Genomic DNA, 12602 nt, shown 5'->3' with positions numbered 1-12602 from the left:
CCTAGACTCAACGCGGTGCGAGGCCCCCTCGTTCCACCGACGCTCGTATGAACGTGACCTCCCAGCCTCCGGGCTCACCCGTGCCGCGGCGCTCCCTCACGCGCCGGCTGCTGGCGACCCTCGCCGCCGGCGCCCTGGCGTTCGGACTCGCGGTCCCGGCGATGCCCGCCGCAGCTGCCGCACCGAGCCCCTCGCCGTCGGCCTCGACGACGCCGGCCGTCCTGTCGGCCGCACCCGTCGCCAACGGCATCCTGCGCCCCGGTGAGGCGCTGACGGTCGCCGTGACCCTGGCGGCGGGTTCCGGGTCGGCCGTCGCGACCCCCGTCGGCCTGCAGCTGGGAACGGCGCCCCTGAGCGACGACGCGGCCCTCGAGCGCTGGCTCGGCGGCGACACCACCGGGGTCACCCTGCAGCAGGTCGCCACCGGATCGATGGATGCCACCGCCTCCGGCGCCCAGACCACCACGGCACTGTCGGTACCGGCGACCGACGCCGCGCTGGCCGGACGCGCGGCGGGCGTCTACCCGGTGCGCGTGACGGCCGACGGCGCGGGTCTGCGCACCCCGACCGTGGTCGTCGTTCCGAATGACGCGGGCGCGCAGACGCCCGTCGCCCTCGTCGTTCCCATCACGGCCGCCCCCATGACCCGGGGGCTGCTGAGCGCCAGCGAACTAGCGGAGCTCACAGCGGTCGACGGCGCGCTCTCGGCCCAACTCGATGCGGTCGACGGAACCGGGGCGACCCTCGCCGTCGATCCCGCCATCCCCGCGGCGATCCGGGTTCTCGGCTCCGCCGCACCCCCCACCGCCGTGGCCTGGCTGCAGCGTCTGCTGGCGCTGCCCAACAACCGCTTCGCGCTGCAGTTCGGTGACGCCGACATCGCCGCGCAGTTGCGAGCCGGCCTCACCGCCCCCCTCTCACCCACGTCGCTGCAGTCGTACATGGCGGCCGCCGACTTCACCCAGCCCGCGCCCGCCGTCTCGGCGGTGTCGACGCCCGATCCGTCGACATCGGCGACGCCGGGCCAGCCGTCCTACCCGTCGCTGACGTCGCTGCTCGACATCGGTTCCGCCACCCCGAACGTCTTCTGGCCCGCCACCGGGTCGGCCGGCGCCGACACCGTCACCGCCCTCGGTGCCCTGGGGACCGCCGATCAGCCCGCCCACGTGCTGGTGCCGTCGACCAGCGTGGTCGGGGGCGCACGTCAGGCCGCCGCCGCCGTGGCAGGCGTATCCACCCCCGTCTACGACGCCGAGGTCTCGCGTGCTCTCGCCGACGCCGCCGGACAGAACGACACGACCCGACGGGGGTCGGCGCTCGCGGCCGCGCAGGCGTACCTCGCCCTGGCTCGCGCGGCCACCGGTGACCAGCCCGTCCTCGCCATCCTCGACCGCGGCACCGACCGCTCGCGCGTGAGTCTCCGCGCGACCCTGGGCCTCGTCGCGACGGCGCCGGGGTACAGCAGCTCCACGCTCGCCGCGGTGTCGACGATCCCGGCATCCGAGACCACCCTCGCCGAGGCGACGGTCGACACCGCCCGCGTCACCGATGTCGCCGATCTGGTCGCCGATGAGCAGGTCATCGACCGTTTCGCGACGATCCTCGACCAGCCCGAGCTGCTCACCGGACGCGAGCGCGCCGAAGTCCTCCAGGTGATGAACGTGTCGTGGACGGGGGATGCCGCCCGCAAGGCCGTCTCGGACCACCGCGCCGCGACGCGTACGACGCTCGATTCCGTCGGCATCCTGTCGTCGGATTTCCGACTCGTGAGTTCCAGCGCGCCGCTGCGGCCGTGGGTGCGCAACGACCTGCCCTGGCCCGTCACGGTCGTGATGGCCGTGGACCCCAACGACGTGCGACTCCGCGTGCAACCCCGCACGACCGTCAACGCTCAGGCGTCCGCCAACACGCGCGTCGAGGTCCCCGTCGAGGCGCGCATCGCCAATGGCGAGGTCAGCGTCGCCCTGCAGCTGTACAGCCCCACCGGAGAAGCCGTGGGCTCGCCGCAGGTGGTCGACGTCGAGGTGCGGGCCGAGTGGGAGAGCATCGGCCTCATCGTCATCATCCTGCTGATCGTGGCGTTCCTGAGTCTCGGCGTCGTGCGCACCATCGCCCGTCGCCGTCGAACGCGCGCCGAGGGTGACGAGACTCCGGATGCCGACCCCCCGCCCGACGGCAGCATCGTGCGCAAGAGCCCGGATGCCGATGGGCGCAGCCCGGCATCGGACGACAGTGCCCCCGACACCGATGACGACGGCACCGGCCCGCTGTCATCCGAATCCACCGAGGAGAACCGCCCGTGAGCAGTATCGGACGGGCGAGTGTGCTCATCGGAGCGGGGACCATCGCGTCGCGCCTGACCGGTCTGCTGCGCACCATCGTGCTGGTCGCGGCCATCGGTTCCATCGGTGGCGCGGGTGACGCCTTCGCCGTCGCGAACCAGCTGCCCAACAACATCTACGCGATCATCTCGACGGGTCTGCTGACCGCCGTGGTCGTCCCGCAGATCGTCAAGGCGGCCGCGCACGCCGACGGCGGCCAGGCATTCATCTCCAAGCTCTTCACGCTGGGCACGGTGGGCCTGCTGGGGGCCACCGCGCTCGCCATGGTCGCCGCGCCCCTGTTGGTGCAGGTGTACGCGAGCAAGTTCACCGACGATCAGCTGGCACTGTCGACCGCCTTCGCCTACTGGTGCCTTCCGCAGGTCTTCTTCTACGGTCTGTACGCACTGCTGGGCGAGATCCTGAACGCCCGGCGCGTCTTCGGGCCGTACACGTGGGCGCCGATCGTCAACAACGTCATCTCGATCGCCGGGTTCGGCGTTTTCATCCTGATCTTCAGCGGACCGCAGGATCGCGTCGACGCGTGGACGCCCTCGATGATCGCGACGCTCGCCGGCACCGCCACCGCCGGCATCGTCGTACAGACCCTGGTGCTGCTGTTCTTCTGGCGGCGGGCGGGGCTCACGCTGCGGCCCGATTTCCAGTGGAAGGGCGTGGGCCTGCGCCACATCGGGCGTCTCGCGGGCTGGACCTTCCTGATGGTCGTGGCGGGTCAGCTCGCCGGCATCGTGCAATCCAACGTGCTCTCGGGCGCCTCGGGGAACGACCCCGCCATCTTCGTCTCTCAGAACGCGTGGCTGCTGTTCATGCTCCCGTATTCGATCATCGTGCTGTCGATCGGAACGCCGTACTTCACCCAGCTCAGCGAGCACGCGGCCGCGGGTCGCCACGACCAGGTGCGCGCAGACATCTCGCGCAGCATCCGCACGCTCGGCTTCTTCATCGTCGCGTCGGCCGCGGCCCTCGCCGTCGCCGCGGTTCCCGCCAGCCGCATCTTCACCACGACCGCGGAGCAGGCCGTCGCCGCGGCACCGGTGCTGCTGTGCTTCCTGGTCTGCCTCGTGCCCCTCGCCGTGCTGTTCGTCGTACAGCGCACCTTCTACGCGTACAACGACACGCGCACACCCTTCTTCTTCACGCTTCTCCAGTGCGCCCTCGTCGCCGGCGGCGCAGTCCTCGCCAGTGCCGTTCTCGGTCGCGGCGAGCTGGCGGCGGGTGTGGCCCTGACCCAATCCATCGCCAGCGTCGTGCAGGTCGTCGTCGCTACCGTGCTGCTGCACCGTCGCCTGTCCGGCATCGGAACGGCATCATGGCTGCTCGCCCTCGGCAGGTTCGCGTTGGCCGCCCTTCCGGCGGCGGCCGCCGGGTACGGGGTGCTTCTGCTGCTCGGTGGCACGGATGGCTGGACGACCAGCAGCGCCCTCGCGGGAGCGGCAGGTGCCGCCATCGTCGGGTCCGTCGTGCTCGCCGTGTACCTCGGCATCCTGGCGCTCTTCCGCACCCCCGAGCTCGCGCCGGCGCTCGCCCTGGGCCGACGCTTCCTCCCCCACCGCTAGCCCCGGGTTCCCGGAATACCCCGGGGCTACCATGGGTTTCATCCGACGGAATCAACGAAGGGAACGCGCTACCGTGCGTCACGTCATCATCATCGGATCGGGCCCCGCCGGCTACACCGCCGCCATCTACGCCGCCCGAGCCAACCTCGAGCCCCTCGTCGTCGCGAGTTCCGTCGAAGCCGGCGGCGACCTCATGAACACGACCGAGGTCGAGAACTTCCCCGGCTTCCCCGACGGCATCCAGGGTCCTGACCTCATGGCCAAGATGCAGGCGCAGGCCGAACGCTTCGGAGCGCAGGTGTTGTACGACGACGTCGTGTCGCTCCAGCTCGACGGCCCCGTCAAAACCGTCACGCTCGGCAGCGGCAAGGTCGAAGAGGCTATCTCGGTCATCTACGCCACCGGCTCCGCGTACCGCAAGCTCGGACTCGAGGGCGAAGAGCGACTCTCGGGCCGCGGCGTCTCGTGGTGCGCCACGTGCGACGGCTTCTTCTTCCGTGACCGCACCATCGCCGTCGTCGGCGGCGGCGACTCCGCCATGGAAGAGGCGAACTTCCTCACCAAGTTCGCGTCGAAGGTCTACATCATCCACCGCAAGGACTCGCTGCGGGCGTCGAAGATCATGCAGGAGCGTGCTTTCGCGAACCCCAAGATCGAGTTCATCTGGAACTCCGCGGTCGACGAGATCCTGGGCGACGACGCCGTGAACGGTGTGCGCCTGCGCTCGACGGTGGACGACACCGTGAGCGAGCTCCCCCTCGACGGTCTGTTCGTCGCCATCGGCAACGACCCCCGCACCCACCTCGTGCACGACAAGCTGCAGCTCACCGACCAGGGCACCATCTGGGTCGACGGCCGTTCCTCGCGCACGTCGGTCGAGGGTGTCTTCGCTGCCGGCGACGTCATCGACCCGACCTACCGCCAGGCCATCACGGCCGCCGGCAGCGGTACCGTCGCTGCCCTCGACGTGGAACACTTCCTCGCCGCCCGCGGCGAGGCCGGCGAGCCCGCGGTCGCGGAGAGCCCCATCGAGGGCCTTCCCGACGCCGCTGTCGTCTGAGGAACAAAAGAACGCTCACCAGCGTTTTCATTCACTGAAGCTTCCATCTAAGGAGATATGCAATGACTGCCAAGGCGACGACCTCCGCAACGTTCGAGCAGGACGTCCTGCAGGCTGACGGACCCGTTCTCGTGGACTTCTGGGCCGAGTGGTGCGGACCGTGTCGCATGGTCGCCCCCGTCCTCGACGAGATCCAGAGCGAGAACTCGGGCAAGATCACGATCCTCAAGCTCAACGTCGACGAGAACCCCGACCTCGCGATGAAGTACCAGATCACCTCCATCCCCGCGATGAAGGTCTTCCAGGGCGGTGAGGTCAAGACGACCATCATCGGTGCGAAGCCCAAGTACGCACTCGAGCAGGACCTCGCGCCGTTCCTCGGCTGAGTCCCCGCGATCATCGAATCCCCGGCGCCACGACGTCGGGGATTCGTCGTTTCCGGAAGGGACAGCCCTGCCGAGGTGCCCACACGTCGAGAGAGGGATGCCGGTACGCGACCGCCGCTCGACGGAACGCGGTCGGTGCCCGACGCAAAGCGGTGCCGGCTTCGCCGGCGCGGGGGTCTCCCGCCGTCAGGAGGCGTCGAGTCGAGCGCTGGCGTCCCACACCCGGTGCGACTCTTCTTCGCCCAGGATGCGCCACACAGCCCGCGTCAGAGCCGGATAGTCGAGGGCGATCTGACGGAGCACACGGTAGTTGCGGGCGCGATTGGGGCGAACGCCGCCGTTCTCTGTGATGTTCTCGGCCCGCAGAGTGAGGACCACGAGTTCATCCACGTTCGGCAGGTCTTCCATGAAGTCCCAGGGATCTTCGCCGCCCCGCAGGCGTTCGTGAATCAGCACCGCGAGTTCGTCGGACGCCTCGGCACGCAGCAGCTCCAGGCTGGCACGACGGCGAGGGTTTTGGTCGTTCGAAGTCACCCATCCAGGTTACGTCGAGCCACCGACACCGGGATCGTCTGGCGCCCGGGTGTGGACAAGTGTGCGCACCTGTGGGGTGGGTCTCAGCCCGTGTACCCGTCTTCGCCCAGGGTCGCCAGGATCCGGTTCAGATCCTGGATTGAGGCGAAATCGATGCTGATCTGGCCTTTTTTCGCGGTGAGAGAGACGCGGACCTTCGTGTCGAACCGATCGCCCAAACGCTCGGCGACCTCGTCGAGGCCTGCACGACGCGAGCCTGCCTGCGGTTTCTGCCGCACCGGCGCCACCCCGGGCATCTTCGCCGCGGCTTCGGCCGCGCGCACAGACAGATCCTCGTTCACGATCTTGTCGGCGAGCTTCTGCATCTCACGCGGGTCGTCGAGCGACAGGATGGCGCGGGCGTGTCCGGCACTCAGGACTCCGGCCGCCACTCGCTGCTGAACGGGGACGGGCAACTTCAACAGGCGGATCGTATTGCTGATCTGCGGGCGCGACCGGCCGATCCTCGTGGCGAGTTCCTCCTGCGTGATCCCGAAATCCTCGAGCAGCTGCTGGTACGCCGACGCTTCTTCCAACGGATTCAGTTGGGAACGGTGAAGGTTCTCGAGCAGAGCATCACGCAGCAGGTACTCGTCTTCGGTCTCACGGACCACCGCGGGGATGGTGTCGAGGCCTGCCTCGCGAGACGCGCGGGTGCGGCGCTCGCCCATGATGAGCTCATAGGTGCCGTCGCCCTTGTCCCGGACCACGACGGGCTGCAGCACGCCGAACTCGCGCACCGAGTGAACGAGCTCAGCGAGATCGTCGGAGTCGAAGTGCGTGCGCGGTTGACGCGGGTTGGGAACGATCAACTTGGGGTCGATGTGCACGAGCCGCGCGCCCGGGACCGTGACGAGAGCATCGGCCTCGACAGATGCGTCAGTCTTCTCCGCGGACTCCGCCTTCGACGAGTTCGACGCACCGGGGAAGAAGACGTCGACCGGACGGGACTCCGACGGCTCTGCGGTGGGAATGAGGGCGCCGATACCGCGACCCAGACCGGTTCTCTTCGCCATCAGGAATCCTTCTTGGTGGTGTCGCGCGCGACGATCTCAACCGCCGCTTCACGGTAAGCGATGGCCCCCGCTGATTGGCCATCGTACGCGATGACCGTCTGACCGAAGCTCGGCGCCTCGGAGACGCGCACCGATCGGGGAATCACCGTGTCGAGGACCTCGTGGGTGAAATGTGAACGCACTTCTTCGGCGACCTGCTGAGCGAGACGCGTACGGCCGTCGTACATCGTCAACAGGATCGTCGATACGTGGAGCGAGGGATTGAGGTGCTTCTGAATCATCTGCACGCTGCCCAGAAGCTGACTGAGGCCCTCGAGCGCGTAGTACTCGCACTGAATGGGGATCATGACCTCATCGGCGGCAGTGAACGCGTTGATGGTCAGCAGGCCCAGGGACGGCGGGCAGTCGATGATGACGAAGTCGAGGTGGTTATCGTCGATCGCGAGGTAGTCGCGGAGAGCTCCGCGCAGTCGGTGCTCCCGAGCAACCTGCGAAACAAGCTCGATCTCAGCGCCGGCGAGGTGAATGGTGCTCGGTGCGCACAGAAGATTCGGTGACTCCGGGCTCGTCTGCACGATGTCGGCGAGCGGGAAGTCGTCGATGAGAACGTCATACACACTCGGCGTCTCAGCGTTGTGAGCGACTCCCAAAGCGGTCGACGCGTTGCCCTGTGGATCGAGATCGATCACGAGGACGCGGGCCCCGATCGACACGAGAGCGGCAGCCACGTTTACCGCGGTCGTCGTCTTTCCTACGCCGCCCTTCTGGTTCGAGACAGTGAAGACGCGGGTGCGTCCCGACAGCTCGACCTCGCGCGAATCAAGGGCACGGCGTCGCGCAGAAAGGTCAGCGATCTCACGAGCGATGGGGGAGTCCTCGAAGGAAGAGGACGCAGATGCCCCATCGGACTGTTTCACGTGAAACACCTCTCCGTTGCCGAACTTGCTCAGTCTACTCGCGCCATCCCCGGATACCCGGGTGGGACCGTCATTTGTGCAACCAACACCGCTCGACGGGGTTGTGCCGGTCCACCTTTCTCCGCGGACGGCTATCCTCGCGCCGCGATCACGATGAGCGTCCATCGCTCCGTCCTCGGGTGATACCCGAGCCTTCCTGCTGTGTCCTGCGTGGCGGGATCATGGGGCACGACGTCTCGGCTGAAGAGGCGAGCTGCCCGCGCAACTCGCTGCGGGCAGCTTTGAGTGGACGACTCCCACGACATGTGAGGTGTCTGCCCGACTGGCTTCAGGGAGCGGAGGGTTAACGGTGCAGGCACCTGGCGATGCGATCCGCCGACACTGACGGCTCTCGTCTCGCAACAGGATCCAAGCTCCCCGGTTCACGCTGGGTTGCGTTCTGTACTGCGTGGCTGCGCCTGTCCGAAAGTTGCGCGTGGAATATGCGAACGCGACCGATGTGTTTCACGTGAAACATCAGCCATCGCTGTTGTCTGAAAGTGGGTGCGTGGCTCGGTCTCATCGGCAGGCCACTAGTCAGTGAGCGGCCACCAACCAGTGAACCAAGGCGTGTGCTCTCGTCCTGACCGGGCTCGACAGGGCTTCCAGCCAGATCCGAGGGGATTGCGGCGCACAGCCGGAAGCGCGGTGTCGTAACGATGGCGGCAGGCAGCGGTGTGGCTCCACGCGTGGCACGCATGCGGGAATGTTTCACGTGAAACATCCCGCCCGGTCCATCCAAATCCGAGATTGCGGCGATAGGGCCGGCATCCCCCGCGCCTGGAATGCGCTCGAGACTACCCAGGTCCCCGTCGACTCGCTCCGAACGAGGATGTTCATCCTGGCGCATCGCCCAGCCAGGACTGCCCTGCGCGCGTTCGATCGCTCAGTGTTTCACGTGAAACATCGCCCAGCCTGGCGCGTGCGCATGATTCGCTCGGTTCGCTTCCCATCCGGACCTCGACTGCAGGGAAGGAGACCTTCCCATCTGGCACCATTGCTCAATCTCAGGACACCCCAGTCAGTCGACCATCATCGCGCCCCGCTGCCCGCCGGAGCGAGAGCGCTCAATGGGCCATTACCGCCCGTCGGCTCGACTGCGGCACGCATCTGGGGGTAACCAAACCGGTGCATCATGAGGCTCGTCTCTCCCTTCGGGGCACTGGTGTCCAGAACGGCTTCGATCGTGGTCCGCAGATGCGCCTTCTCTGAGCAGCCCAGCGCCCCACGTGAGCGCATACTCCGGCCTCGATCACAGCTTGCACGACGATCTCCTGCCGTTATGTGCGAGTCGACGCCGGTCACTTGGGGAGGCAGCGAACTGGGATACTCGTCCACCATCGGGGGAGTGGGGTCCGTCCTTCGCGTCATCCCCGACGCGCACGAAGCAGGTTCGCACGGAGCGCGCCCAGAGCATTCTGATGCAGCAGACACGTGCAGCGCCCGCGAGCTCGGCGGTCACTGGTCAAGCCGCGTTCCCGGTGGGTCCCCGATCGACGCTCAGACAGCATCTGAAGTCCGACCCGCTCCAGCATGACGATGGCCAACGCGCTTCACGACGCGATCCCTGTCGTAGACGGGCGCGGGGAGGCAGGGCTCCCTGTGCGCCGCTTACTGGTGCAATGCGGCGGATCTATCGGCCGGTGACATGCGCGATGTTTCACGTGAAACATGGACTGTCATTCAACGCCCCGGACTTCGGCGTTATACCCGTGGACGTGGACATGACGCCCCGCCAAGTGGCCAAGAGTTCCTCGGATCCGACGGAGCCCAGCACTGGACACCTGCGGTGCTCGTGGGGGCTCGAGACACATCTATCGGTGTCGGAAAGGTGAACGCCTTCACCGGCATTTGGCCCCGGGATCTCGCGCACCGATACGCCCGAAGTGACGTCACTTGGTGCTCTCGTGTTCTCAAGCCGAAGAACTACGGCACTGGTTCGCCACCCTCACGCATGACCTGGCCGAGCCACAGCGGCACGACCCGCATAGCCACTCGCGCGCTCCCCTGTCTGCACGAATCGCGGGGTAGTCGCGGCGCAGCAAAGCGCGGGGGCCTCAGCGTGTCGGACGACGCCGCTCTCTGAGCCGCGCAGAAGCCGGAGTACGCCGCGACCGTCTCTCGATCCATGCAGGGGAGCATCCACCGAAGCGGGGTGTACGGCGTCGTCCGACCTTGCCAGTGCGCTGTCCCGCCACGGATGCGGCAGCCAATGCGCATGAGAGTGCTCCCGACCGCCCTGGGCGCGGCCACGACAACACTTCGCCGCGCGGTGCATCTCCCTGCACGACATAGGTCCGGCACGACATAGGTCCGGCACGACATAGGTCCGGCACGAAAGAGGTCGCGGCACGGAGTGCGTCCCCGCACGTCGCACCGCCCAGCACATCGCATCAGGCTGCACACACGACCGGCACGGTGGCTCCGGGGGATGGCCCCTTCTCGCCGGGCCGAGCCTCGATTGCCCGGAATGGCACTCGTCCGGATTCGACTACTTCGGTGTCGCCTTCCATGCACCGTCAACTCCATGCCGACCTCTCTACGCAGCGGCGACCACCACACGAGACGCCGAGTGGTTCTGCGGGGCGCGCGTCGGCCTAGTGTGCACCCTTCGGCTGGCACCGTGCCGGTCGATGACGGCCGCGGTCAGTGAGCCCGCGACCGTGAGGAGATCCCGTCCTCATCCGAATCAGGCGCCGTGACCACGTCGCCAGTCCATGGGAGGCATCCCAATCACCAACCACCCTCCCGCCACGCCGACCCCTCCGGCGAGACGGCTTGTTGGGAGAACGACTGGTTGGGACCAGGGCTGTGAGCGAAGCAGGCCAGACCCCCGCCGGCTGACCGAGTCATCCCTGAGCGCGGTAGGTCAATGCACCGCCATCGCTCATTGCGCAGGCGTCCCACGTCCCACGAGAGGTGGCGCGCGGAGATCAGGCCGCACGCACTTGCGCCGTCCGCACTGGTCTAGACATGCGGGAGGTTCAAGACACCCCGCTGGAACCAACGTCTTGGGAAGAGACAACCGAAAGGCCAGCCCCATACCGACCGATCAGCATGTCGGCCCGAAGCCACTACCCAGCCCCACGGGAAGCGCCTGGGCTGCGCAAAAATGGGCGGGGGAGCGGCCCGACCATCGATTCACTGCCGCGATTCCGCGCCCACGAGAAGAGAGCTAGGCAACGTGCTCATGCGGGAACAGCCCCGCACCGACGTTCTCTCCTGCCACCCTCTCGACCTGAACTTCAATGTTTCACGTGAAACACACACGGGCCGGTCTAACAGCAAGCCGGAGAGTCGGGATGTTTCACGTGGAACGCAAGAGCGACACCGCCTATCCGCGCCTGCTGCTCACCTCTCGCTGACCCACCAAGCCCTCTGCAAGCGCACGCCAGCACAGGGGCTCCAACGGGGCACAGATCACGTCATCCTTCGCCCCTGTGCTCCATGTCACGCAGGGCGGTCGTTGTGCTCTGGCCGCGCCGAACGATTCAGATGGTCACAACCGAGTTCCCCACGCCACTCCGAGACACGGTGCCATCACTGACCCAGGCCCACACCCCGGTCAGGGGAGCGTCGAACACCGACTTGCGGCTCACGCCCAGACCTCCCCGGGCCCCACCCACGACGACCGCGTCGAGCTGGCTCCACAGCCCGTAGCCGCCACCTCACGATCGTCACCGTGCATAACGGGATCCCACCCATCGTGGGGCACGTTCACATGTGCAGATCATTGGGGCAGCGAGGGGCTCGAATGAATCCGCCTACAGTCGTGAATCCACGAACACCGTGGTGTGCGCAACGCCATCCGGACCGAGACGAGACCCCCGGATTCCGCTTCGTGCGGATCATGACAACGGCCCCACGTTCTCGCAACCGGTCAGCACGTTCCCCACCCGTACGCGAACTGCACCAGGGCATTCGCCCGAGCCACCATCACACTCTGTAGCAGCAAGGACGGTCGATGCCTCCGAACTCCACCGCACACGGCAGACGCGCTCCCTGAGGTCTCGTTGTCACGCCTGCGCAGCAGATCCCTGCCGGTCCGCGGGGCTTCAGATCGGCACGGTGCCCCGTTCCGTCTCACCGTCGACGAGACTCTATTCCCGCATGCCTCGTCGCAGGCTCACCGAAGAGGACGACCATGGCTGCAGAGCTCTCGCCGCAACTCGGACTCGAGCGCGTCCTCCCACCTCACGACGTTCCGCGCACGCGAACCGGTCGTGAGAGCGGGGGCGGACGTGACGTGGTGGACAACGTCGGCGAACGCGGACGCAATGGTGACTTGTCTGGCATCCAGAAGAAGACAGGTCTCTCAGGAGGCGCACGATGGCAGTAGATGAACGCTCCACGCGCATCCCATCTGACAGAAGTCATGCGGCGCGAGATGCGTCGGATGCACCCGTCCTTGCCGACCTCATGGTCGCCCACAGGAGCATCGCGCCGTCCGTGTTGGTTCACCCACAACTATATTCGAATGAATAGATTAGCGGGTGGTGGTGCGAACGCTGGCTCCCCGCAAGATGTCTCGGTCCGGCCGCAGCCCTGGACCATCGTGCGTGGGCACGCACCGAAGACAGCCCCTGGCGCTGCTCGAGACCACCACACCGCCACCGTGGGGAAAGGGCGCAGACTCGCGTCAGCGTCGTCTCGGACGACCGCCGTGTCCGCCCCTCACTCCATACCCGCCACGGGCGCACACCATCCGTGCTG

7 protein-coding genes are annotated in these 12602 nt (G+C 67.2%); 4 read left to right on the top strand and 3 right to left on the bottom strand.

From position 1 onward, the window contains the following. Nucleotides 1–53: 53 nt before the first annotated feature. The 4 genes from IFU40_RS02020 (at nucleotide 54) to trxA (ending at nucleotide 5344) form a co-directional block, all read left to right on the top strand. Complete coding sequence (locus IFU40_RS02020) at nucleotides 54–2303, top strand: DUF6049 family protein (protein WP_191916540.1); 2250 nt, start codon at nucleotides 54–56, stop codon at nucleotides 2301–2303. Beyond that, nucleotides 2300–3898, top strand: a complete 1599-nt coding sequence (gene murJ / locus IFU40_RS02015) for a murein biosynthesis integral membrane protein MurJ (RefSeq protein WP_191925194.1) — start codon at nucleotides 2300–2302, stop codon at nucleotides 3896–3898. The genes IFU40_RS02020 and murJ overlap by 4 nt, the downstream gene beginning before the upstream one ends. A gap of 73 nt (nucleotides 3899–3971) precedes the next feature. Further along, the gene (gene trxB / locus IFU40_RS02010; RefSeq protein WP_055832346.1) at nucleotides 3972–4958 is read left to right on the top strand and encodes a thioredoxin-disulfide reductase; all 987 of its coding nucleotides are present in this window, start codon (nucleotides 3972–3974) and stop codon (nucleotides 4956–4958) included. A gap of 62 nt (nucleotides 4959–5020) precedes the next feature. Further along, entirely contained in the window at nucleotides 5021–5344 is a 324-nt protein-coding gene (trxA, locus tag IFU40_RS02005) for a thioredoxin (RefSeq protein WP_191925193.1), read from the top strand. Between the two features lie 186 nt (nucleotides 5345–5530). Here the strand turns inward: trxA and IFU40_RS02000 are convergent, their stop codons facing one another. The 3 genes from IFU40_RS02000 to IFU40_RS01990 form a co-directional block, all read right to left on the bottom strand. Next, entirely contained in the window at nucleotides 5531–5878 is a 348-nt protein-coding gene (locus tag IFU40_RS02000) for a hypothetical protein (RefSeq protein WP_055832342.1), read from the bottom strand. Between the two features lie 83 nt (nucleotides 5879–5961). Further along, complete coding sequence (locus tag IFU40_RS01995; protein ID WP_191925192.1) at nucleotides 5962–6933, bottom strand: ParB/RepB/Spo0J family partition protein; 972 nt, start codon at nucleotides 6931–6933, stop codon at nucleotides 5962–5964. Next, complete coding sequence (locus tag IFU40_RS01990) at nucleotides 6933–7859, bottom strand: ParA family protein (RefSeq protein ID WP_374754284.1); 927 nt, start codon at nucleotides 7857–7859, stop codon at nucleotides 6933–6935. Before IFU40_RS01990 ends, IFU40_RS01995 begins: the two co-directional genes overlap by 1 nt. Nucleotides 7860–12602: the final 4743 nt, after the last annotated feature.

Source organism: Microbacterium sp. CFBP 13617 (assembly GCF_014839445.1).
GTDB lineage: Bacteria > Actinomycetota > Actinomycetes > Actinomycetales > Microbacteriaceae > Microbacterium.
The sequence above is the reverse complement of the archived record's forward strand: the minus strand, read 5'-3'. Positions and strand labels throughout refer to the sequence as shown.